Below are 21,825 nucleotides of genomic sequence, written 5' to 3'. Positions count from 1 at the left end.
GCTACACCGGGTCGAAGGACGAGATCAACCAGTCATCGTTCACCCGGGTCAGGCCGACCTTGACGGCGCTGGTGGAAAAAGATCCGTCTGGGTTCTCGGTGCTGGTGGTGGTCTGGTTCAGGAACACCAGTACCACTGCCGACTCGGGATGCAGTTCGGCCACTGCGGCATTGACGATCGCCGCGCTCGTCTTGACCGATTTCTTGGTGGCCGCGGGCGTGACGATCTGCTCGGTGAACTGGTTGTAGTAGTTCAGGAAATCGCCGGTGAGATGGGTCTTGGCGTTGGTGAAGTCGTCGTTGAGCGTCTCCGGCGAGTACGACAGCAGCGCAACGGTTCCGTCTTTGGCGGCGATGAGCGCGGTGTCGGCTGCGGCGGTCCCGGTGGCCTGATCGGGCTTGTACTGGGTGAAGTACAGCCACGCGGTCACGCCTCCGGTGATTGCGAGCAAGACCACCAATGTGATGGCCACCCAGAAGCGCGCGGCACCCTGCAACACGCGGCGGGCGGGTCCGGCCGGTCGATCGGGCGGTCCGCCGGCCGTCGCCACTGCCGGCTCATCAACGGTGAGGGCGTCCTCGGGACTGTCCTCGGTGTCGATCTCGACAGCGGTCAACAGTTCTTCTTCGTTCTTCACGGTCACGGCGCAAACTCAACTTTCGCCATCTTGATCTGATCGCCGTCGCGGGCCACGCTCACGATGAGCCGCCAGCTGCGCGGGTCTTCCTTGGCGCCCTGGGCGTTGGTGATGGTCGAGGCCGCCGCGACGAGCACGTCGGCGGTGTCCTCGGTCATCGTCTGCACCGCGGTGGCGGTGACGTTCGCCGCGGTGACGACCTTCGAGGATTCGGCAACCTTCGCAAACTCTTCGGCCTGGTTCTGGAAATCCTCGCGGAACTGACCGGTGGAATTGTCGACGATGCGCTGCACATCTTCCTTGGCGCGGTTGAAGTCCAGCGACATCAACGACACCACACCCTGACGGGCGGCGGCCGAGAACTGGGCGCTGAGATCGCGCTGATGCTCGGCTTGGCGGTGCTTGACCACGATCCAGGCACTGGTACTGGCCAGTGCGGCGATGCCGATGACCGCCAGGATCACCGCGGCGTACTTCGCGATGGTCGCGATTCGTGCGCGGCGGCGCCCGGGCGTCGTTTCCCCGTCGAGATCGTCCGCGGCCTCGGCATCGTCGATGTCCTCGACGTCCTCGACAGCGACGTCCTCGACAGCGGCATCCTCGGCGCCGTCATCCGCGGCCACCTCGGCCGCGGCCTCAGACTCCTGTCGGGCTTGAGTCTGTTCGGCTTTGGCCTGCTGCACCCTGAGCACATTGGCCCGGGCACGGGCAGCAGCCGCTTCGGCCTCGGCGGCAGCGGCCAGCGCCTCCGCCTCCTCGGCGGACAAATCCGCGACGTCCGCCTGATCGGCGTCCGGCGACGACGCTTGCCCACGCTTCCGGGTCGGCATCATGACCTCCTGCGCCAAACGAGAATGGCGTTATCAAATTCGACTATTCACTCGACGATACCGCATCGCCGATTCGCCCAGAAACAACGCTTTTCCTGCGGAAACGATATTTCCGTGCTGTGCGTCCGCTCAGCGGGCGAGATCCTGAAGGCGATCCTTCATCACCTTGCCCGTGGCATTCAAGGGCAGCTCATCCAGAAACTCTACGTACCGCGGCACCTTATACCCGGCCATCCGGTCCCGGCTCCAGGCGATCAGATCGGTCTCGGCGAAGCCGTCACCGTCGCCTGCCCCCGTCGCTTCGCTCGCTCCGGTGCCCAACACCACGAAGGCCTTGCCCACCTGGCCCATCCGCTCGTCGGGCACGCCGATGACCGCGACCTGGCGCACTGCCGGGTGCTCGAGCAGGAAGCCCTCGATCTCGGCCGGATAGGCGTTGAAGCCGCCCACGATGAACATGTCCTTCTTGCGGCCGACGATCTTGAGCCGTCCGGCCTCATCGAAGGCGCCCAGATCCCCGGTGTGCAGCCACCCGTCGGCGTCGATGGTCTCCGCGGTGGCCACCGGATCATCCAGGTAGCCCTGCATCACGGTGTATCCGCGCACCAGCACCTCTTCGTCCTCGGCGATACGCACCTCGACACCGTCGCAGGGCTTGCCCGCCGTGGTCGCGATGTCCTCGAACGAGTCGCCGGGACGCGACAGGGTGACCGTGCCGGCCTCGGTCAACCCGTAGCCGGTCGCCAGGGTCTGGAACGGCAGTTCCTCGTGCACCCGGCGGATGAGCTCCACCGGGATGTCGGCGGCTCCGGTGACCCCGGCGCGCAGGGTCGCCAGCCGATGCTTGTCGGGCACCGCCAGCAGTGAGTGATACAGCGTCGGCGCGCCCGGCAGCATGGTGATCCGTTCGGTCTCGATGAGGTCCACGACGGCCGGAACGTCGAACACCGGAACCGGCAGGATGGTGGCGCCGCGGATCAGCGAGGAGATGCAGCCGGCCTTGTAGCCGAAGGTGTGGAAGAACGGGTTGACGATCAGGTAGCGGTCGCCCTCGCGCAGGTCGGCCAGATCGCACCACTCGGTGTAGAGCCGCAGCGTCTGTTCGTGATTCATCATCACGCCCTTGGCCCGGCCGGTGGTGCCGGAGGTGTAGATGATGTCGGCGATATCGGTGCCCAGCAGGCCCTGCGCCTCGTAGGGCTGCCCGCTCTCCAGGAAGTCCGAGGTGATCTCGATCGCCGGGACGCCCTCGGGGACGCTGAAATCCTGTCCCAGGAAGCCGTTTTGGACCAGGACCGCCTTGGCGCCGCTACGGGTGATGATGTCGGCGGCCTCTTCGGCCTTGAACCGGGTGTTCACCGGGACCACCACTGCGCCGGCGGTGACGGCGCCGAACGCGGCGATCAGCCAGGCCGCGGAGTTGGGCGCCCAGATCGCGACCCGGTCGCCCTTGGTGACGCCGAACTCGGCGAAGGCACCGGCAGCGCGCCGAACCCGCTGCGCCAGTTCGACATAGCTGAGTCGCAACGATCCGTCGACGACCGCTTCGGAATCACCGAAGCGGTCGCCGACGCTCAAGACCATCTCAGGGATGGTCTGCCACTTCTGCGTGTAAGTCACTCGCGAGAGCTACGTGGTGATGAGGCGTCCGAGGTTGCCGCCCATGATCTTTGCCTGGTCCTCGATGGAGAGGTGCTCCAGAGCCGTCACGTAGTGCGTCGGCTCCGCCAGGCCCTCCGGGTGCGGCCAGTCCGAGCCGTACAGCACCTGGTCGACACCGATCAGGTTGATCAGGTCATCGATGCCCTCTTCGTAGAACGGGCTGACGTAGATCCGGTTCTTGATCTCTTCCATCGGGTTTCCGAGGAACGCCTCGGGTGCCTTCTTGTACACCTCGGCCATCGAATCGAGCAGCGGGAACATCCACTTGGAGCCGGCCTCGACGATGCCGACCTTCAGCTTCGGGTGCCGGAACAGCGCGCCGTGGATGACCCAGGAGGCCACCGCATCCTGAATCGGACGCCATTCGTTGAGGATGGACATCGCGTTGGTCTGGAACGGCAGCATCTCCTGCGCGCCGCCATCCCATTCGGAGGTGTAGCGCGAGTAGCCGCTGTCCGAGGAGTGCATGCCGACGAAGATGTCGTGGTGCACGCAGCGCTCCCAGAAGGGATCGAACTCCGGCAGCGCGAACGAGCGCGGACCGCGGAAACCGGGGACCGGTGCCGGACGGATCAGGATGGCCCGTGCGCCGCGCTTGACGGCCCACTCCAGTTCCTCGATCGCCTTGTCCAGGATGGGCAGGGTGATCACCGGCGTGGTGAAGATGCGGCCCTGGTAGTTGAAGCCCCACACCTCGTGCAGCCACTCGTTGAGCGCATGGACGATGACGTGGATGGCGACCGGATCATCGGCCAGACGTTCTTCGATGAGGCTGGCCAGCGTCGGGAACATCAGCGAGCGGTCCAGGCCGAGCTCGTCCATCACCTTGATGCGCGGCTCGGGCTCGAAGAACGCCGGGATGGCCTTCATCGGCTCGCCGAACAGTTCGCGCTTGCTCTTGCCGTCCGGGTTACCGAACTTGAAGTACTCCTCCCAGGCGCCAGGCTTGGCGACGACGGAGAAGGTGGGGTTCGGGATGTAGTTGCTGATCTGGCCCTTGAGCGCAATCTTGGTGCGGCCGTTGATCTCCACGTACTGGACGACGTCCTTGTACTCCTTGGGGAGGTACTTGGTCATCGCCTCCGGAGGCTCGTAGAGGTGGTTGTCCGCATCGAACAGCGGAAACGGTATGTCGACCCGATGCGACAGTTGACCCATGAGATGCTCCTTTTCGGTTCGTGAGAATCATATTCTCATGATGTGGATGCCGCAATGCCCCGGGGGGCGGCGTCGGCGATTTCCTGGCGGACCCGGAACTTCTGCACCTTGCCGCTCGCGGTCCGCGGAAAGTCCTGGCCATCGGGCACCGCGAGCAGTTCCTCGGGCCATTTCTGCCGGGCCACGCCGGCCTGCTCGAAGTGCGCGCGCACCTGCTCTTGCGTCGGCATCACCGCACCGGGCCGGATCCGCAGCACGGCCGCGACGTGCTCCCCCAGCCGCGCATCCGGGGCGGCCACCACGACGGCCTCGAGGACGGCGGGCATGCTCAACAGCACTTCCTCGACCTCCAGGGCGCTGATGTTCTCGCCGCCCCGGATGATCAGGTCGGCCGTGCGGTCGGTGATGGTGAGGTATCCGTCCGCGTCGAGGACGCCGATATCCCCGGTGCGGTACCAGCCGTCGTCATCGAAGGATTTCGCGGTCAGCGCCTCATCGGTGTAGCCCAGGCACAGGTCGGGGCCCCGGCTGAAGATCTCGCCGTCGGGCCCGAGCCGGATCTCCACACCGGGACGGACATTGCCGTCGGTGAACAGCCGTTTGTCTTCCGGCGCGCCGGCGCCCGAACCGGTGATCGAGGGATGTTCGGTGCTGCCGTACGAGCGGAAGACGAAAAGTCCGAGGTCGGCGAGGCGCCGGGTGACCGCCGAGGGGACCGTCGACCCGCCCAGGCCCACGGTGGAGAACCGGGCCAAGTGGGCGTCGGTGAAACCCGGATGGTCCATCAGGCTGGTGACGAAATAGGGCGGTCCGCCGCCGATCGACAGTCCGTCGTGCTCGATGATCTCCAGCACCCGGCCCGGGTCCCACACATCGCACAGATCGATGGGCGCACCTTCCAGCACCGGGATCAGGAAGGCGCCGAGCATGCCGATGAAGTGACCGACCGGAGTGGCAGTGAGCTGGCGCCCGCGGTTGGGCGGGTAGTTGTCCAGCAGCTGGCGCGTCTCGCAGTTCAGCGTCTGATGGCTGTGGATGACGCCCTTGGGTTCACGGGTGGTGCCCGAGGTGAACGCGATGAGCGCCGGAGCGGCCGGATCGGCGTCGACGGTCCCGGTCATCGGTTCGGCGGCCAGCAGCCGGTCGAAGGCCAGCTCACCGTCTGCGCCGACCAGCCCGACGATCGGCACCTCCGCGCACAGGTCGGCGTGGAAGGTCATCCGGCCGAACTCGGAGGTGCTGAGGAAGACCTTCGGCCGTGCGGTCGCGATGATGTGCCCGAGCTCCTTGCGGCCGTAGAAATGCACGATCGGGACCGTCACGGCACCGAGGAACGCCGAGGCCCAGAACGCGACGGCGGCCTCCATCCAGTTCGGCAGCTGCAGGGCGACCACGTCGCCCGCTCCCACACCGCGGTCGCGCAGGCCGGCCGCCAGCCGTCGGGCGCTGCGCTCGACGTCGGCGAAGGTTCCGCTGAAGGGCCGGGTGGCGGAGTGCACGACAAAACTGGCGTCGGGACTGGCCTGCAGTCCGTCGGCCAACAGCTGGCCGAGCGTTTCCGGTGTCCACCACCCCTGCTCCACGTACCGTTTACTCAGCTCAGCAGGGATATTTCGGATCGAAATGACAGCACCTCCGCAACGCCGGGCAGATGTTGGTGATGCTATTCTCACCAGCCGAGAATGCCAATACCGCAATTGGAGAACGTTTGATGGTCGACCTCGAACTGGACGGCGAACTGGCGGTCATCACCATCGACCGCCCGCATGCCCGCAATGCCATCTCGCTGGACACGATGGACGAATTGAACAAGGCCCTCGACGGTGCGGCCGGTGCGTCCGCGCTGGCGATCACCGGGGCCGGCGACCGGGCCTTCGTCTCCGGCGGAGACCTCAAGGAACTGGCTCTGCTGCGCACCGAACTGGAGGCGTCGTCGATGGCCTGGCGGATGCGCGCGATCTGCGATCGGATCGCGGGCTTTCCCGGTCCGGTGATCGCCGCACTGAACGGGCATGCCCTGGGCGGTGGAGCCGAGGTCGCAGTCGCCGCCGACATCCGGATCGCCGCGGACGACATCAAGATCGGCTTCAACCAGATCTCGCTGGCGATCATGCCGGCCTGGGGCGGCGCCGAGCGGCTGGGCGTTCTGGTGGGGCGCAGCCAGGCGCTGCTGTTGGCGGGCACCGGGCGGATCCTGGATGCCGCTTCCGCCGAGCGGGTCGGGCTGATCGATCAGGTGGTGCCACGCGCCGACTTCGACACCGTCTGGCGCGAAACGGCGCAGCTGCTGGCCCGCCGCCCGGCCGGCGAGATCAAACGGGTCATCAAGGGCGCGACCACCACCGAGGCCGTCGCGGCCTTCGCCGGGCTGTGGGTGTCCCAGGAACACTGGGATGCCGCCGACAAGGTGATGAACCGGGCGAAATAACCGCTACCCGGTGGTCGCTGGGCGGGGCTCAGCCGCCGAGTTCGCGGACCGGGTCGCTGCCGTCCCAGTCCTGGCCGGCCTGACGCACGAAGGCCGCCATCCCGGCCGAGGCGTCGGTGAGTTCCATGATCTCGATGATGGCCGCCGGCACCCCGCCGGGTTCGGCGTAGGCGAAGCGCACTCCCCCGTCCTCGCCACCGGACCACACCACCGGCCAGCCCGCCGCCGCGACGGCGGCCATGGTGGCGTCGAAGTTCTCTGTCCAGTACGCGAGTTGGTGAAAGCCAGGCCCCGAACGGAGAAACTCCCCGAAGATGCTCGGCGTCTCGTCGGTCTGCTGGATGAGCTCGATCTGCAGTTCACCGCTGTTGGCCAGCGCGAGGGACAGGGTCACCTCGCACGGCTCACCGCGGTAGGTCACCCGCTGGGCCAATCCCCGCATGACGAACCACGGGCCGACGCCGAGTTTCACCCAGTCGGCGAGCGCCGAGTCCAGATCGTCGACCACATAACCGATCTGGCGTACCGGGCCCGGCAGAACACGTTGACTGTCCACGCCACGACACTAGCCCTGCGCCTCTTGAAGCAGAGTAGCCGATCGGCTACTCTGAGGATCCTGGATAGCCGAACGGCTAGCAACCAGGTGATGGGCAGGTGTCGATGAATACCCGGGGTCAACGAATTCTGCTGTGGACGGCGCCGCCGGCCATGGTCCTGTTCGCATTTGCCTTTTTGCTGTTCCCGATCTTCTCGCCGCCGCTGTCACCGACCATGACGCCCGAGGAGGTCGCGGCGTTCTTCCGCGACCACAACACCGGGATCCTCGGCGTGGTCATCCTCTGCAATCTGATCGCCGGCTCCCTGGTGCCGCTCTTCGCGGTGATCGCGGTGCAGATATCGCGCACCGCCACGTCCAGCAGTGTCTTCACCTATGCCTACATCATCTGCGTCGGAGTAGGCACCACGGCATTCATCCTGGCCGACTACTGCTGGGGGGTGGCGGCTTTCAGGCCCGACCGCGACCCGCAGTTGATCAGCCTGCTCAACGACATGGCGTGGTTCTTCTTCATCGCACCGGTCGGCACCATCGTGGTGCAGAACCTCTGCTTCGCGGCGAGCGTCTATCTCGACGAGAAGCCGCAGCCCGTCTTTCCGCGCTGGGTGGCACATTTCAACGTCGCGACCGCCGCGCTCCTGATTCCCGGCGCGTTCTCGGTCCTGTTCACCTCGGGTCCCCTCGCCTGGGACGGGTCGGTGTCCTTCACGCTGCGGATCGCGGTTCTGGCGGCCTATCTGGTGGTGATGTTCCCGGTGCTGCTGCGCGTCGTGAATCGTCAAGGGAGCGAACAGGACCAGGAGGTGCTGGTGTGAGCGATGTTGCTACGGCACCGCCTGCGGCCGCGCCCTCGCCACCGAGACGCCGGAACCGCAAGCTCGATCAGTGGATCGCCTTCTGCATCGTGCCGTTCTTCTTCACCCTGTTCGGCATCGTGTTCGTCCCGCTGAGCTGGATGATGCCGCCACGATCTCCGAGCAGCTCCTCGTCGCAGATCGTCGAGTTCATGCAGTCCCACAACCTGCTGATCGCCTGCGCGATCCTGACCGCATCCTTCGGCCTGGCGCCACTATCCAACGCGGTGTACCTGATCCAGATCAAGCGCATGTCGGTGAGCCCGGTGTTCCGGTACTCCCTGATGGTCGGCGCCATGTCCGGTGCCATCGTCGGCATGCTGTTCCCGATGTTCTGCTTCGGCCTGGGGTCGTTCCGGGCCGGCTACGACCCGGCGGTACTGGCCATGCTCTACGATTTCGGCTACCTCGCCTATATCGGGTCGCTGGGGTGTTTCTGCGTGATGTGGATGGCGTTCGGGCTGGCCATCATCCTGGACAAGAACAACGTGCTGCCGAAATGGCTTGGCTACTACACCGTCTGGCAGTACGTCACCGAGCTGATGGCGGCCCCGGTCTGGATCTCCACATCGGGACCGTTCGCGTGGAACGGGTTGATGACGTTCTGGTTCGCCATGGTGATCTACGTGCCGTGGCAGATCATCGTCTACGTCTGCATCTACCGGTCCATCAAGAATCAGCCCGACCACGAACTCGAGAACGCATGACCGAGGTCGTGCACGGCCCGGCCGAACGCGTCGGCAACAGGCAACGAGACACCGGACGGCACAACCACATTCCCGGCGAATCGAGCATGTGGTTCTTCGTCATCGGCGACCTCATCATCTTCGGTGCGTACTTCGTCGCCTATGTGTACTACCGCGGGCAGCAACCGGAGCTGTTCCTCGAAAGCCAGGCACGGCTGAACCTGGACATCGGCGTGGCCAACACCGTCGTGCTGCTCACCAGTTCGCTGTTCGTCGCGCTGGGCACCTCGGCCGCGCGGTGCGGCAAGACCGCCGATGGTGTGCGGCTCTTCGGAATTGCGCTCGGCCTCGGCGCGGCATTCCCCGTCCTGAAACTCTTCGAATACGTTCCCGAGATCGTCGCGGGCGTCACTCCCGGTACGAATCTGTTCTTCATGTACTACTTCGTCATGACGGGACTGCACCTGTGCCACGTCATGCTCGGCCTGGTGATCCTGTCCTTCGTCCTCCGGAATCTGAGAGGGCGTGCGGCACCGAAGATCTCGTTCGTCGAGACCGCGGCCACCTATTGGCACATGGTCGATGTGCTGTGGCTCGTCCTGTTCGCCCTGCTCTACGTGATGAGGTGACCGATGACGTCGTATCTGCGGAACCCGCTGACCATCGCATGGGCACTGCTCACCGCGGTCACCCTGGTGTCCTGGCTGACGGCCCGCGACACCGGCTCCGCGCACGTCCTCAACGCAGCGGTGACGGTGGTGGTGCTGGTCATCGCCGCGGTGAAATCGCAGTTGGTGATCTGGTATTTCATGGAGGTCCGGCACGCACCCCGGTGGCTGAAGGCGGCCACCAGCGGTTGGGTGATCACCCTCTTCGCACTGCTACTGGGGCTGTACTTCGCCGGGGTGTGACGCTAGTCGTCGGGGCCGGACAACAACTTCCCGGCGGCTGCCTCGAAACCACTGCCCGCGAGGTCGCCGAAGATCTGCTCCAGGGGCAGCGCCTCGCCCTCGAGTTCGCGCAGCCAGCGCTCCACGAACTCCAGCGTCTCGGCATGCCCGGCCGACATCCCCAGCGCCTGTTCCATCACCAGCGCCCAGGACAGGCTGGTGCCGATGACGGCCCAGACCACCGGCGGGACATCGCCGGGGTCCACTCCGTAGCGCTCCAGCGCGGCGGACATGGCCACCCGCTGGTCCTCGCGGAAACGCTCGGCGTAGTAGCTGATCTCCGCGCGCAGTTCCTTGCGATGGTTGGCCAGCCCCATGAATTCCATGGTCAGCCGAGTGGACTCCTGATCGGTGCTGAACAGCCAGATGGCCCGCAGTGGCTGCGCCGATTTCAGTGCGGCCTCCAGCACCACCAGTCCCTGCTCGGCGCGGCGACGGAACACCGCCAGGAACAGATCGTCCATGGTCCGGAAGTAGTAATGCACCAACTGGGGTTTGAGGCCGGCCCGCTCGGCAACCCGCCGCGAGGTGACCGCGGCGTAGCTCTCGTCGATCATCAGCGCCTGCGCTGCGTCGAGCAGCACCCCTCGGTTCTTGGCATCCGGCGCCCCGATCCTGCGCGCTGTGGACATCACACTCCACCTTCAGCTCGACACTTCTCCGGTACGTCCGCTCGGCCGCCCACCGGATCGTATCGACTCGCCGGTTGTGACCTTGACCACGACTCTATCCACATGCTAAGCAGGTGCACAGCACTTTCAACGGCATTGCTTCCGCCGGATTTTTCATCTGCCGCAAGACAACGCCGAAACACCACCCCCACCCACAGCCCGGGAGATCGACCTACATGAGTGAATACGCGACGCTGGACTTCCTCACCGACCAGTCGCTGGTTCCGAACCCGTATCCGTACTTCGACTACCTGCGCGAACAGAACCCGGTACTGCAGGTGCCGCCGTGGGGTTGTTACGCCGTCACCGGGTACGAGGAAGCCGTCGCGGTCTACAAGAACACGGATGCCTTCTCCAATGCGGTCGCGCTGGGCGGACCGTTCCCGCCGCTGCCGTTCACGCCCGAGGGCGATGACATCTCCGAGCAGCTCGAGGCGCACCGCCATTTGCTGCCGATGTTCGAGCACATGGTCACCATGGACCCGCCCGATCACACCAAGGCCCGTTCGCTGCTCAACCGGCTGCTCACGCCGCGGCGTTTGAAGGAGAACGAGGACTTCATGTGGAAGCTGGCCGATGTCCAGCTCGATGAGTTCCTCGACAACGGCCGGTGCGAGTTCCTGGCCGAATACGCAAAGCCGTTCTCGCTGTTGGTGATCGCCGACCTGCTCGGTGTCCCCGAGGAGGACCACAAGCAGTTCCGCACGGTGCTCGGTGCCGACCGCCCCGGCGCCCGGGTGGGTTCCCTGGAACAGGAGACCGTCGCGGAGAACCCGCTGCAGTTCCTGGACGACAAGTTCATCGCCTACCTCGAGGATCGCCGGGCCACCCCGCGCGAGGACGTCCTGACCTCCCTCGCGACCGCGCTCTACCCCGATGGCTCGGTACCTCCGGTCATCGAGCCGGTGCGCTCGGCGACCTTCCTCTTCGCCGCGGGCCAGGAGACCACCACCAAGCTGCTCAGCGCCGCGATGCGGGTGCTGGCCGAGAATCCCGAAGTACAGCAGCAGCTGCGCAATGACCGCAGTCTGATCCCGACGTTCATCGAGGAATCGCTGCGCCTGGAGAGTCCGGTGAAGTGCGATTTCCGGTTGGCGCGCAAGACAACCGAAGTCGGTGGTGTGGTGATCAAGGCGGGCGCCCCGGTGATGGTGCTCCCCGGCGCGGTCAACCGCGACCCGAAGCGCTTCGAGAATCCGCACGAGTTGCGACTGGACCGCAAGAACGTGCGCGAGCACATGGCCTTCGGTCGCGGCGTGCACTCCTGCCCGGGCGGACCGCTGGCCCGGGTCGAAGGCCGCGTCTCGATCGAGCGCCTGCTGGACCGGATGGGCGATATCACCGTCGACCCCGAGAAGCATGGTCCCGTCGGGGATCAGAACTTCAACTACGAGCCGACCTTCGTGCTGCGCGGCCTCACCGAACTCAACATCAACTACACGCCACTGCGGTAGGTCCCCTCAAGACTTCGGCGCGTTCCCGTACCCACGGGAACGCGCCGAAGTCGTTTCTGGCGGGTGAGGTCAGCCGGCGGGCTTCATGTAGAACGGCATCTCGATGACCGGCCACTGGTTGCGCCCGCAGGAGCCGCTCGGCCCGATCGTCTTGTCGAATCCGGTGTACTCCTTGGCATCCCCATCGACGTGGCCGTTGGCGCCCACCGGATAGAACTTGTAGGTCTGGAACCCTTCCACCGGCACACCGTCGGCGCAGAACCGCCAGTTGGGCACCTTACGTTTGACGTACCAGAGTCCGTTCGTGGTGTAGATCGGGGCGCTCCAGCCGGCGTCGCTGTTCACCGTGCCGGTGCAGTCCGACGGGGAGACACACTGCGTCGAGATGGTCCAGGTGCTGCGCGTGGACGGCTGATCTTCGTAACGCTGGTTCAACTGCGCCCAGTCCCCGTTGGACGACGTGAGGAACGTTCCGTTGATCCCCCACTGCTGTTCGGGACCCAGCGGGTCGGCACTGACCGGCGATGCCCCTCCGAGCGCGATGAACGTCGCGGAGGCAATGACCGCGCAGACCTTACTGGCCGACATTGAACCGCTCCTCTACTGCGATAGTGGCATTCTCTGTTTCGGAGAATAACAGCGACAGACACCCCGACCGCGGGTATCGATCAGATCGGGACGGCTCGGCGGTCACCGTCCAGCCAAGCTGAGATCCCTTGTTGGAGCAATCTTCTCCAGAAAGAAGAATTTCGTTTCCAAGTGTGCGAGAGTAAGAAATGTGCGCGTGACAGTATGGGCGACCAGTGCGCTGATCGCCGCCGGAGTGCTGGTGACTCCGCAGGCCAATGCCCCGCAGGCGATTGCGGAACCGCAAACCTGCAACGACGCTTTTTGCACTCCCGGGATCAACCCGAACGCCATCCTCGGCAACACGTGCACCAACACGACGTACTTCGTGTTCGGTGTCGACGCCCGAAACGGCTGGGGCCGACTGGTGTTCTGCGGTTCGCCGCGGCGCTATGAGCCGCGTTGGTTCCGCTCGCCACCGATGATGGGCATCCGTGACGAGAACAGCCTCTGCATCAACGAGAACAACGCCGTGGCCCAGGCGCCCGATGGCCTGTTCCTGAGCTGCGTGGCGATGAACGGCGACACGCGCTGGCGGCGCGGGGATTCCTGACACCGCGCTACCAGCTCCGCAGCGAGCACAGCGCGCCCTTGGGCCCGCTGTCGGTCTTGAGCACCACACCGTCTACGGCCAATGTGCAGTAGATCGTCGGGGGCGTCAGATTCGGGGACTCGCCGCTCTGGGCGGTGACCATCGCCCACATGTCCGGATCGGCCAGCATCGCATCGAATACCCACGGGTGCTCGGGTGCGACCTCGACCTGCGCACGGGGGCTGAACTGATACGGATTGTGACTGTAGTCCGACCAGGTCGGCGGATCGGCCTCGCGGTAGTAGATGTCCACGTAGAACGGGGAATCCGCGGTCACGATGTACTGCACGTGCCGCAACGGTGGCGGCGGCGGAGGAGGCGGTTCGGCCGCCGCCGGCGCGGCGGTGACGACGGCACCGCACAACATCGTCAGCGCGCCCCAGAGCGGCAATTCACGACGCATCGTCACATCCTCGTCAGGTTGAACGGATAGGTCAGCGACCCACCGGGTGCGCCATCGCAACCGGCGGCGAAGCTGGAGACCATCTGGCCCGCCAAAGTCGTTGCATCCCAGGAATACACATCGTGGGTGGGTACCGTCGGGCCGTAATAGATGTTGCCGCAGCGCAGACCGAACGGATCGTCGATGGTCATCGTCCACCGACCGTCCACCATGGTGGCGTTGGCGTGCGTGTACTCCGCCTTGGCTACCGGCTGCGGGATGGTGAGGATGTTGATGCAGTCGGGGATGACGGTGCGATCTTCTTCCTCACACGGTGTCAGCGCCGACCAGATCCAGGTGTGGAAGTCGCGCCGGTCCGGGATGTTGACCCCGTAGTTGCCCAGATACATCGTCGCGGCTGCGGGCGGTGCTACTCCGACGGCCACCGCCGCCCCCACTGCGCCGAGCACGGCGCCTGCTTTCAACGCTTTCATCGAACGCCTCCTGCCCCTCATGTCGGCATCAGGTCCTGCCACGACGACGCGGTGTTCACCAGATCGGTCTGTCGGTACAGGTGGCCATCGGCGCCCATGTACTCGCCGGTGCGCGGGTTGTACTTGGCGACCGCCATCGAGGGAGCCTGTGCGCCTGCACCTTCGAAGGCACTCGGCGCAGCGGCCGGCGCGGGAACATCAGGTGGCGGCGGCTGTGCTCCGCCCTCGGGCACCTTGACGTAGGTGTCCGGGAATTGCGGAACCTGGGTGGCCTGCGGCAGGTCACCGGGGGCCAGCGGTACGGCGCTGTAATCCGGTTCCGGAGGCGGCAATTGACCGACCACCGGCGGCTCGGTGTAGAGCGGTCGGCCCGGCAGCATCGGCCCGGGCGCCATTCCCGGGAAACTGGCGGGCGGCTCCGGCGCCGGCGGCGGACCGGGCGGTGGCACGTTCACCCCCGGCGGTAGCGGAGTGCCCTGCAGCGGACCGTAGATGTTCTCGTCCGGCAGCACGCGGGTGTCCGGAGGAACGCCCTGCGCTATGAGGTTGGGATCGATCGGGTACGGCCCCAGCGCATGCTGGCGCTGCGCCAGCGGCACGAAACCGCGCGGATCGTTGCACAATTCGACGGTGGGTGCCCGCTTGCCGGGATGACCCTGGCAGGGATAGTTCCGTGCACCACGCACCGCGATCGGCGAGTCCTGGGGCAGCTTGCAGTAGATGTTGTCCGGGGTGTCGATGGTGGTGGTGTCGGACGGAGAACGCCAGGCCGAGGGCGGCAGGAACCCGACGGTGCAGGACGGCGGATCGCCGAGCCCGAGCGAGAACTCACCGTTGGGCAGACCGGTGGGATTGTTGGTCGGCGCGTAGGTCTGGATCTGGGAGACGTACGGCGGCAACAACACCAACAGCTGCTCAAGCGAGGAGTTGTAGGTGACACCGATCTGCCCGATGGTGGTCAGGTTGGCCAGCAGCACCGGCAGCGTCGGCTTGAGATCGTTGAGCAGCATCGAGGTCTCACTGGCGAATCCGGGACCGTTCTGCAGGATCGACCGGACGTGGACATCGTTGTCCGCCAACTGATCCGTGATACCGGCCAGGCCGGCCGCCCAGGTCCGGGTCTGCTCGGTGGTCTGCGCCTGTGCTTCCAGGAACGGTCCGGAGTCGTCGACCAGGGAGCGGAACTGATCGGAAACGCCGTTGAAGTCCTTGGTGATCGTCTCGGCGGAGTCCAGCAACGAGCCGAATGCGTAGCCCGTGCCGTTGAACGCTTCGTAGGTCGAGTCGAGCAGCTGACTCAATTTGTCCTGGGGAATGGTGTCCATCAACGCGCTGACCTGATCGAGCATCGGCCCGACCTTCTGCGGCACGGAGGTGTTGTCCTGGGTGATCACCGAACCGTTCTTCAGGAACGGCCCGGAATCGGTGCGGGGCAACAGCTCGACGAACTGCTCACCGACGGCCGACATGCTGCGGACCTCGGCTTTGAGGTCCGCCGGGATCTCCGGCGAGGTCTCCAGCGACAGCGTGGCTTGCGCTCCCCTGTCTGTCAGCTCCACAGAGGTGACCTTGCCGATCTCCGAGCCGCGGTAGGTGACGTTGCTGAAGCGGTACAGGCCTCCGGTGGCAGGCAGCTCCACCTTGACGGTGATGCGCCCCAATCCCAGCAGGGTGGGTACCTGCATGTAGGAGAAGACCATCACCGAGACGCCGATCACCGACGCGATGGTGAACAGAATCAGTTGGATTCGAACGAACCGGGTCAACATCAGCGGCCTCCAGCGGACGGCGCGACAGGTGGATTACCTTGCGGTCCATACGGTCCCGCAAAGATGGGTGCCGCACCGCCGGCCATCGGCGTGGCGACCTGCAACGGCCCACCCACCGTGCTCACCGGCGGGGTGAACGGCAGCACCGGCCCCGTCGGCAAAGGAGGTGGTGGTGGCGCGGCCGGCGGCTCACCCGGATTGATGACCTCCGGCGGCGGCGGCTCGACACCCGTCTTGAGCGGATCGTAGGTGTAGTTCAGATACGGCGGATCCCCCGGCGCGGGAACGAGTTGAAGCCCGGACTCACCCCAGCGTGTACCCAGGAACAGGCTGCGCTTGAGTCGCGGCACGGTGAGGTCGATGGTCGCGAACAGGTTGTAGTAGTCGCCACGGATGGCGCGGTCGATGAAGCTCTGGGTGAACGGAAAGTGCACCGCGTACTCCAGGACATCGGGGAGCTGCTTGCCCACATCGGCGAGCGCCTTGATCGCAGGTTCCAGATTCTTCAGGTTCCGCACCAGATCGGCCTGCGATTCGTTGGCGAGCCGACTGGCCGTCGTACCGAAGGTGCCGAGCTTCTGCAGCGCCGTCACCAATTGGGGACGTTCCTTGATCAGCACGTCCATCGCGGGCGGGATCTTGTCCAGTGCCCGGCTGATGACATCCCGCTGGCCGGCGAAGGTGGAGGACAGTCTGTTCAGCGACTCGATGGAGGCAACGATGTTGCCGCGCTGCCCGTCCAGCACACCGACGAAGGTGTCCAACCGGGTGATCAGGTCCCGTATCTCGGTCTCGCGCCCGCTGACGGCGGTGCTGAAGTTGTGGATCACGTCGCCGATCTGGCCCAGCCCGCCACCGTTGACGACCGCCGCCAGCGAGGCCAGCGTCTGCTCGGTCGACGGGTAGGTCGACGAATCAGCCAGCGCCACCGTCGACCCCGGGGGCAGTTTGCCCTCGGGCGACTCGCCGATGGGCGGATTGAGTGCCACGTGCATGGACCCGAGCAGGCTGGTCTGGCCCACGCTGGCCACAGCGTTGGCCGGTATGACCACGTCGGGTTTCACCGATACCTCGATGATGGCGTGCCAGTCCTTGACCGACAGGCTGCGAACGCTGCCGACCACGACGTCGTCGAGCATCACCGGCGAATTCGGTTCCAGGGTGGCCACATTGGCGATCTCTACCTGGTAGACGTGCGCGTCCGACCCTCTGCCGACGGCACCGGGCAGCGGCAGCGAGTTCACACCCTGGAAGGCACACCCGGAGCTGGTGATCGCCACACACACTCCGACGGCCACGATCGATCGTCTGCCTCTCATGCTGGGGGCATTCCTTCCGCTGGCAGCAACGGTGCATCCGCTGCCGCTGGTGGCGGGGGCGCATCGGGTGCGGGGCCGGGAAGCGTCCCTGCCGGATTGAGCATGTCGCGCAATGACGACGGCACATTGGGCGGCAGCACCGAGACCGGTGGAGCACCGGGCAGCATCTGCTGTGCTCCCGGCGGCGGGGTCCCCGGCGGCCGGCCGGTGAAGGGCGGCGGTGGCGGTGGTCCGCCGTTGTACGCCGACAGCGTCGGCGGCAGATCGGGCGCTTCCGGCGATCCGCCGGCCCCGCCGGGCATCAGACCGGGTTCAGAGTAGACGATGTCTTCCGGTGCGGCCGAGGGCATCAGGTACGGCGCGATCGGGAACGGAAGGTGGTTGAAGTTCAGCAACCGCAGGGCCGGGCCCATGTACTGCGAGCACAGTTTCGCGGTCTCCGGTGCCGTGGTGTTCTCGATCGCCCCGATGGCTGAGCAGACAAACGACACTGGGTCGGAGAAGTTGTTCAACACGAACTGGCCGACGGCGCTGCCGGTGGACGGGTTGTAGATGTTGTAGCCGTTCAGGAATGCGTTCGGCGCGATGTGCAGCACGTTCTCCAGGTTGATCTTGTTGTCGACCAGGTTCTGGGTGACGTTGGACAATCGCTGGACCTGCTCGGAGGTCTGGTTGCGGCTGCCCGCCACGAAACGCTGCACCTCGGTGATCGCCACCGAGAGTTCCTTGACCAAGGCATCGATATCGTCCCCGCTGCCGTTGACGACGCTGGTCAAAGTCGCCAGCCGGTCCTGGAACTGCACCACCTGCTGGTCGCTGTTCTTCAACGCGGTGACGAACTTCTGCAGATTGGTGACGATGTCGACGATGTCACCGCTGCCCTCGGCGAGCACCCGGGCCACACCGGACAGTTCGTTGATGGTGTCGTGCAGCTTCGGCCCGTTGCCCTCCAAGGCGTTGGCGGCACTGTCGATGAACCTGGCCACCGAAGTGTCGGACACCCCGCTCTGCGGACCGAGGTCGGTCGCCAGTCGGGTGAGCTGCGTCTTCACCTCGTCCCATTCGACGGGAACTGCGGTGCGCTCCAAGGGGATCACCGCGTCGTCGGGCAATGTCGGACCGCTCGACCGGTAGGCCGGGGCCAGCTGGACATAGCGGGCCGCCACCAGGTTGGGGGCCACGAGCACCGCCTTCGCGTCTGCGGGGACCTCGACGCCGCGGTCGACCTTCAGCGTGAGCCTGGTCTGGGTGCCCTCCGGCTCGATCGACTCGATGGTGCCCACGACAACACCGGACACCCGGACCTCGTCACCCGGGTACACGCCGGTGGCGGTGGTGAACAGCGCCGAGATGGTGCGGGGCCCGAAATACAGCTCACGCGCCAGGAATCCGGCGCCCGCCACCAGAACCGCGACCACGGCTACGGCCAGGATCGTCGAACGTTTGCGGTTCATCAGCGCGAACCTCCGGGAATTCCGTTGTAGGGCAGCGGTAGCTCAGCACGCGGGCCCGCGTTGTCCGGCGGCTGCCCCGCGTTGACCCCGCGCCGGAAGCCGAACGCGTAATCGATAAAGGGCTGCAGGAGCTGCGCCGGTTGCAGGTTGGGCACGAAGGCGTTGTAGAACGGACCGTTCGCCAGCGTCTCGGCCTGGGACAGCATGAACTTCTTGACGTTGGGCAGCGCGCTGGAGATGTTGTCGCGGTTCTTCTCCAGCACCTCGGTGACCGCATTCAGCCGCTCCAGGGTGGGTGCCAACTGTGCCTCGTTGTCGGCGACCAGCCCGGTCAGCTGCTGTGACACCGCCGTGGTGCTGGCCAGTAGGTCGACGATGGCGCCGCGGCGGTCATCGAGGACTCCGAGCAGGTCGTTGGCGTTGAGAATCAACGTGTTCAGTTGCGTGCTGCGCTCCCCGAGGACAACGGACACCTCGCTGGCACTCTTGAGCAGGGTGGCCAGATCCTCGTTGCGACCGTTGATCGACTTCGACAATCTGCTCAGACCGTCGAAGGTGGGTCCCAGTTGCGGGGCCAGCTGGTCGATCGTCGCCGACAGAGTGTCCAGCGACTGGTTGAGCTGGCCCGTGTCGGTGCCGGCCGTATTGCTGGTCAGATCGCTGACGGCGTCCGTGAGGGAATACGGCGAGGAGGTCCGCGATGTCGGGATGACGTCGTTCTGGCTGAGCGTGCCGCTTCCCGCCGACTCCAGGGTCAGCACCCGCTCGCCCAGCAGCGACCCGGTCCGGATGTGGGCGGTGGTCTGCGAACCCACCGGGTACTTGCCCGCGGTGGTGAACTTGACCAGCGCATCACCGTTTTCCAATGAGACATCGGTGACCGAACCGATCTTGATGCCCGACATGGTCACGTCGTTGCCGATGGCAATGCCGCCGGCCTCGGTGAACAGTGCCTGATAGCGCACCGAGGTGGCCCACTGGATCAGCTTCTCGGGCTGCAGACCGACCGAGATGACGAGCACGATCAAGACCACGCCCATGATTCCGGCCTTGATGAGATTGGCTCCGCGGTACTTCAGCATCAGGGCTCCCCGCACCTTCCTGCTTCTTGTTTGAGCATGGGGAACACCGCCGTACGGCCTTGCAGGTCGGTGACGCGAATTGAGAGTCCACAGATGTAGTACATGATCCAGCTGCCGTAGGAGCCCAGCCGCGCGAGCTTCCTGTAGTTGTCAGGCGCCTTCTGCAGACCGGCGTCAAAACCAGCCCGTCCGTCGTAGAGCAGCGGGGCCATCCGATTGAGTTGGTCGACAGTGCCTTTCAGCGGCGGCCGGGCCTCGGTCAGCAGGCTGGCGATCGACGATGTGCCGTTGTCCAGCGCGGTGATCGCCTCGCCGATCGGGTCGCGGTCCTGCGACAGTCCGGTGATCAGCTGTTCGAGCCGGTCGATAGTGGCCGAGAACTTGTCGCCGTCCTTGGCCAGCGTGTCCACCACCGTGTTCAGGTTGGTGATGAGCTCCTGGATGACCTCGTTGTTGTCGGCCAGCGTGTTCGAGAACGACGAGGTCTTGGTCATCAGCGAGCTCAGGGAATCACCCTGGCCCTGCAGGATCTGGATCAGCGATGTCGTCAGCGCATTGACGTCCTGCGGGTTGAGCCCCTGGATCACCGGCCGCAGGCCACCGAGTAACAGGTCGAGATCCAGCGCTCCCGCGGTGCGGTCCTTGGGGATCTGCGAGCCCGCCGGCAGCGGCTGAGTCGATCCGGGTCCGTCGATGAGCTCCAGGTAGCGGTCACCCACCAGATTCAGGTAGCGCACCGCCGCCTTGGTGCCGGTGGTCAGCCCGATCGCGCGGTCGGAGTCGAAGGACACCAGCACCGACCGGTCGGGCTGGAGTGCCACCTCGTTGACAGTGCCCACCCGCACACCGGCGACGCGGACCGAATCACCGGTTTCCAACCGGGACGCGTCGGTGAACACCGCCGAGTAGCCGTTGGTGGAACCACTGCGGTACTGACCGAACGCCATGAACAGGAACGCGGTGAGAAGCACCATCACGGTGGCGAACACCGCGAATTTGATGAGAGTGCTGGTGGCGCGCGTCATCCCGGCTGTCCTACCTGTGTGGTGTTGCGCGGCGGACCGTCCAACGGGCCGAACAACATCTGCTTGAGTCCGTCGGAGTTGAGCAGGATGCCCTGGTTGCCGTACTGCCACGGGTTGGCGTCGGTGTCGGTGACCAGGTACTTCGCCCGGTTACCGAATCCGATGTAGGGCAATCCCATGCAGTTGGGCCCGCCCTTGGCGGCCACCTTGGGCAGGTTCTGCGGGTAGCGGTAGCGCTCGATTCCCAGCGTGAAGGCCACGTTGACCAGCACACCCGGATCGGGCAGCGGTGGTTGATTGTGCACGAACAGCATGCCCTCGAGCGCGCAGTTGAGGCCGGGCGCGTACTCGTTGAGCAGGTCGGTGGTCGGCGCCAGCAGCCGCAGCGTTTCGCTCAGCGCGGGCTGGTTGCCGCCGAGCACCTCGTTACCGATATCGGCCAGCCCGATCATGCTGACCAGGAAGGCGTCGAGGTTCTGCTCCTCGTCGATGATGCTCTGGCTGATCTGTGTCGTATTGTCCAGCGTCCGAAGCAGATCCGGCGCCGCGTCGGCGTAACCACCGGCTACAACGGCGGTGTTCTCGATATCACGCGCCATGTTGGGCAGGCTGGGTTCCAGCTTGGCCAGCAGCGCTTCGAAATCGCTGAGCGTCTGCCCCATCTTCTCGCCACGGCCGCCGAAGGCCGCCGACATGGCTCCCAGCGTCTCGTTCAGCTTGGTCGGATCGATCTTGTCGAGCACGCGGGTGAGCTGCTGGAAGACCGTGTTGATCTCGACCGTGACGTGCTGGCCCTCCAGCACCTGTCCGGCGTACATCCTTGCCGCGGAAGGGTTCTCGGGAGGCAGCAGCTCCACGAATTTCGCGCCGAACACGGTCGACGACGCGATGTCGGCCGTGACGTTGGACGGGATCAGCTTCAGCTGCCCCGGGTTCATCTCCAGCTTCAGCTCGGCTCGTCCATCCGGCAGCGCCTCGATCGCGGCGACCTTGCCCACCTCGACACCGTGCATCTTGACCTTGGCGTCGGGGTTCATCACCAGACCGGCACGGTCCGAGATCAGCGTGACGGGTTCACTCTTGGTGAAGTCTCCGCGAAACAGCGCGACCGACAGCCCGATGATCAGCCCGATCACCACCACCGTGACCAGGCCGGCCACGGCACTCTTGTTGGTTTGCTTCATCGACCGTTGCC

23 protein-coding genes are annotated in these 21,825 nt (G+C 65.4%); 7 read left to right on the top strand and 16 right to left on the bottom strand.

From position 1 onward, the window contains the following. Position 1: 1 nt before the first annotated feature. The 5 genes from ASE48_RS22900 to ASE48_RS22880 all read right to left on the bottom strand — a co-directional run bounded on the left by ASE48_RS22900 (position 2) and on the right by ASE48_RS22880 (position 5,906). On the bottom strand, positions 2-643 hold the full coding sequence (locus tag ASE48_RS22900; RefSeq protein ID WP_057169465.1) for a hypothetical protein: 642 nt from the start codon (positions 641-643) through the stop codon (positions 2-4). Continuing rightward, on the bottom strand, positions 640-1,467 hold the full coding sequence (locus tag ASE48_RS22895) for a hypothetical protein (RefSeq protein ID WP_082614421.1): 828 nt from the start codon (positions 1,465-1,467) through the stop codon (positions 640-642). The genes ASE48_RS22900 and ASE48_RS22895 overlap by 4 nt, the downstream gene beginning before the upstream one ends. A gap of 129 nt (positions 1,468-1,596) precedes the next feature. Continuing rightward, on the bottom strand, positions 1,597-3,087 hold the full coding sequence (locus ASE48_RS22890) for a FadD3 family acyl-CoA ligase (RefSeq protein ID WP_057169463.1): 1,491 nt from the start codon (positions 3,085-3,087) through the stop codon (positions 1,597-1,599). 9 nt (positions 3,088-3,096) lie between these two features. Next, on the bottom strand, positions 3,097-4,287 hold the full coding sequence (locus ASE48_RS22885) for an amidohydrolase family protein (RefSeq protein WP_057169462.1): 1,191 nt from the start codon (positions 4,285-4,287) through the stop codon (positions 3,097-3,099). Between the two features lie 35 nt (positions 4,288-4,322). After that, positions 4,323-5,906 (bottom strand): AMP-binding protein, encoded by a 1,584-nt coding sequence (locus ASE48_RS22880; RefSeq protein ID WP_057169983.1) that lies wholly within the window; start codon positions 5,904-5,906, stop codon positions 4,323-4,325. Between the two features lie 92 nt (positions 5,907-5,998). On the opposite strand from ASE48_RS22880, the gene ASE48_RS22875 reads away from it, so the two are divergent. Continuing rightward, on the top strand, positions 5,999-6,715 hold the full coding sequence (locus tag ASE48_RS22875) for an enoyl-CoA hydratase/isomerase family protein (protein ID WP_057169461.1): 717 nt from the start codon (positions 5,999-6,001) through the stop codon (positions 6,713-6,715). A 28-nt stretch (positions 6,716-6,743) separates the two neighbouring features. Here ASE48_RS22875 and ASE48_RS22870 read toward each other — a convergent pair whose 3' ends face one another. Next, entirely contained in the window at positions 6,744-7,271 is a 528-nt protein-coding gene (locus ASE48_RS22870; RefSeq protein WP_057169460.1) for a VOC family protein, read from the bottom strand. Positions 7,272-7,375: 104 nt separating this feature from the next. On the opposite strand from ASE48_RS22870, the gene ASE48_RS22865 reads away from it, so the two are divergent. The 4 genes from ASE48_RS22865 to ASE48_RS22850 are packed head-to-tail and all read left to right on the top strand — an operon-like array spanning position 7,376 to position 9,722. Then, positions 7,376-8,086 (top strand): hypothetical protein, encoded by a 711-nt coding sequence (locus ASE48_RS22865; RefSeq protein WP_057169459.1) that lies wholly within the window; start codon positions 7,376-7,378, stop codon positions 8,084-8,086. Continuing rightward, complete coding sequence (locus ASE48_RS22860; RefSeq protein ID WP_057169458.1) at positions 8,083-8,832, top strand: hypothetical protein; 750 nt, start codon at positions 8,083-8,085, stop codon at positions 8,830-8,832. The genes ASE48_RS22865 and ASE48_RS22860 overlap by 4 nt, the downstream gene beginning before the upstream one ends. Then, complete coding sequence (locus ASE48_RS22855) at positions 8,829-9,440, top strand: cytochrome c oxidase subunit 3 family protein (RefSeq protein ID WP_057169457.1); 612 nt, start codon at positions 8,829-8,831, stop codon at positions 9,438-9,440. The genes ASE48_RS22860 and ASE48_RS22855 overlap by 4 nt, the downstream gene beginning before the upstream one ends. A gap of 3 nt (positions 9,441-9,443) precedes the next feature. Then, a complete protein-coding gene (locus ASE48_RS22850; RefSeq protein WP_057169456.1) occupies positions 9,444-9,722 on the top strand; it encodes a cytochrome C oxidase subunit IV family protein in 279 nt (92 codons plus the stop codon). A 2-nt stretch (positions 9,723-9,724) separates the two neighbouring features. On the opposite strand, the gene ASE48_RS22845 is transcribed toward ASE48_RS22850, so the two are convergent. Continuing rightward, on the bottom strand, positions 9,725-10,393 hold the full coding sequence (locus ASE48_RS22845; RefSeq protein WP_082614372.1) for a TetR/AcrR family transcriptional regulator: 669 nt from the start codon (positions 10,391-10,393) through the stop codon (positions 9,725-9,727). Between the two features lie 215 nt (positions 10,394-10,608). Here ASE48_RS22845 and ASE48_RS22840 point away from each other — a divergent pair, with 215 nt between their 5' ends. Continuing rightward, entirely contained in the window at positions 10,609-11,886 is a 1,278-nt protein-coding gene (locus ASE48_RS22840; RefSeq protein WP_057169455.1) for a cytochrome P450, read from the top strand. Positions 11,887-11,955: 69 nt separating this feature from the next. Here the strand turns inward: ASE48_RS22840 and ASE48_RS22835 are convergent, their stop codons facing one another. Further along, positions 11,956-12,474, bottom strand: coding sequence for a hypothetical protein (locus ASE48_RS22835; RefSeq protein WP_057169454.1), 519 nt, complete (start codon positions 12,472-12,474; stop codon positions 11,956-11,958). Positions 12,475-12,664: 190 nt separating this feature from the next. On the opposite strand from ASE48_RS22835, the gene ASE48_RS22830 reads away from it, so the two are divergent. Then, complete coding sequence (locus ASE48_RS22830; protein ID WP_200962239.1) at positions 12,665-13,066, top strand: hypothetical protein; 402 nt, start codon at positions 12,665-12,667, stop codon at positions 13,064-13,066. 7 nt (positions 13,067-13,073) lie between these two features. On the opposite strand, the gene ASE48_RS22825 is transcribed toward ASE48_RS22830, so the two are convergent. From ASE48_RS22825 to ASE48_RS22790, 8 genes are read right to left on the bottom strand one after another with little or no spacing between them, the layout of a single operon-like run. Then, on the bottom strand, positions 13,074-13,508 hold the full coding sequence (locus ASE48_RS22825; protein WP_057169453.1) for a hypothetical protein: 435 nt from the start codon (positions 13,506-13,508) through the stop codon (positions 13,074-13,076). A 2-nt stretch (positions 13,509-13,510) separates the two neighbouring features. Beyond that, entirely contained in the window at positions 13,511-13,981 is a 471-nt protein-coding gene (locus tag ASE48_RS22820) for a hypothetical protein (protein ID WP_057169452.1), read from the bottom strand. Between the two features lie 17 nt (positions 13,982-13,998). Next, a complete protein-coding gene (locus ASE48_RS22815) occupies positions 13,999-15,750 on the bottom strand; it encodes an MCE family protein (protein WP_057169451.1) in 1,752 nt (583 codons plus the stop codon). Continuing rightward, positions 15,750-17,069: an MCE family protein gene (locus ASE48_RS22810; protein ID WP_057169450.1), complete on the bottom strand. Its 1,320-nt coding sequence runs from the start codon at positions 17,067-17,069 to the stop codon at positions 15,750-15,752. The genes ASE48_RS22815 and ASE48_RS22810 overlap by 1 nt, the downstream gene beginning before the upstream one ends. Continuing rightward, entirely contained in the window at positions 17,066-18,523 is a 1,458-nt protein-coding gene (locus tag ASE48_RS22805) for an MCE family protein (protein ID WP_057169449.1), read from the bottom strand. The genes ASE48_RS22810 and ASE48_RS22805 overlap by 4 nt, the downstream gene beginning before the upstream one ends. Beyond that, positions 18,523-19,605 carry an MCE family protein gene (locus ASE48_RS22800; protein WP_057169981.1) on the bottom strand — a complete coding sequence of 361 codons (1,083 nt, stop codon included), beginning with the start codon at positions 19,603-19,605 and terminating at the stop codon, positions 18,523-18,525. Before ASE48_RS22800 ends, ASE48_RS22805 begins: the two co-directional genes overlap by 1 nt. Beyond that, the gene (locus ASE48_RS22795; RefSeq protein WP_057169448.1) at positions 19,605-20,630 is read right to left on the bottom strand and encodes an MCE family protein; all 1,026 of its coding nucleotides are present in this window, start codon (positions 20,628-20,630) and stop codon (positions 19,605-19,607) included. Before ASE48_RS22795 ends, ASE48_RS22800 begins: the two co-directional genes overlap by 1 nt. Next, positions 20,627-21,814, bottom strand: coding sequence for an MCE family protein (locus ASE48_RS22790; RefSeq protein ID WP_057169447.1), 1,188 nt, complete (start codon positions 21,812-21,814; stop codon positions 20,627-20,629). The genes ASE48_RS22795 and ASE48_RS22790 overlap by 4 nt, the downstream gene beginning before the upstream one ends. Between the last annotated feature and the right edge of the window lie 11 nt (positions 21,815-21,825).

This window comes from Mycobacterium sp. Root265, from assembly GCF_001428895.1.
In the GTDB taxonomy this organism is placed as follows: Bacteria; Actinomycetota; Actinomycetes; order Mycobacteriales; family Mycobacteriaceae; genus Mycobacterium.
This window is presented reverse-complemented; position numbering and strand designations above follow the sequence as displayed.

Bases quoted from the DNA above. Each gene is read 5' to 3' on its own strand.
- ASE48_RS22895 (WP_082614421.1), bottom strand. From the start codon at position 1,467: ATGCCGACCCGGAAGCGTGGGCAAGCGTCGTCGCCGGACGCCGATCAG.
- ASE48_RS22885 (WP_057169462.1), bottom strand. From the start codon at position 4,287: ATGGGTCAACTGTCGCATCGGGTCGACATACCGTTTCCGCTGTTCGAT.
- ASE48_RS22875 (WP_057169461.1), top strand. From the start codon at position 5,999: ATGGTCGACCTCGAACTGGACGGCGAACTGGCGGTCATCACCATCGAC.
- ASE48_RS22865 (WP_057169459.1), top strand. From the start codon at position 7,376: ATGAATACCCGGGGTCAACGAATTCTGCTGTGGACGGCGCCGCCGGCC.
- ASE48_RS22855 (WP_057169457.1), top strand. From the start codon at position 8,829: ATGACCGAGGTCGTGCACGGCCCGGCCGAACGCGTCGGCAACAGGCAA.
- ASE48_RS22850 (WP_057169456.1), top strand. From the start codon at position 9,444: ATGACGTCGTATCTGCGGAACCCGCTGACCATCGCATGGGCACTGCTC.
- ASE48_RS22845 (WP_082614372.1), bottom strand. From the start codon at position 10,393: ATGTCCACAGCGCGCAGGATCGGGGCGCCGGATGCCAAGAACCGAGGG.
- ASE48_RS22840 (WP_057169455.1), top strand. From the start codon at position 10,609: ATGAGTGAATACGCGACGCTGGACTTCCTCACCGACCAGTCGCTGGTT.
- ASE48_RS22835 (WP_057169454.1), bottom strand. From the start codon at position 12,474: ATGTCGGCCAGTAAGGTCTGCGCGGTCATTGCCTCCGCGACGTTCATC.
- ASE48_RS22825 (WP_057169453.1), bottom strand. From the start codon at position 13,508: ATGCGTCGTGAATTGCCGCTCTGGGGCGCGCTGACGATGTTGTGCGGT.
- ASE48_RS22820 (WP_057169452.1), bottom strand. From the start codon at position 13,981: ATGAAAGCGTTGAAAGCAGGCGCCGTGCTCGGCGCAGTGGGGGCGGCG.
- ASE48_RS22815 (WP_057169451.1), bottom strand. From the start codon at position 15,750: ATGTTGACCCGGTTCGTTCGAATCCAACTGATTCTGTTCACCATCGCG.
- ASE48_RS22810 (WP_057169450.1), bottom strand. From the start codon at position 17,069: ATGAGAGGCAGACGATCGATCGTGGCCGTCGGAGTGTGTGTGGCGATC.
- ASE48_RS22805 (WP_057169449.1), bottom strand. From the start codon at position 18,523: ATGAACCGCAAACGTTCGACGATCCTGGCCGTAGCCGTGGTCGCGGTT.
- ASE48_RS22800 (WP_057169981.1), bottom strand. From the start codon at position 19,605: ATGCTGAAGTACCGCGGAGCCAATCTCATCAAGGCCGGAATCATGGGC.
- ASE48_RS22795 (WP_057169448.1), bottom strand. From the start codon at position 20,630: ATGACGCGCGCCACCAGCACTCTCATCAAATTCGCGGTGTTCGCCACC.
- ASE48_RS22790 (WP_057169447.1), bottom strand. From the start codon at position 21,814: ATGAAGCAAACCAACAAGAGTGCCGTGGCCGGCCTGGTCACGGTGGTG.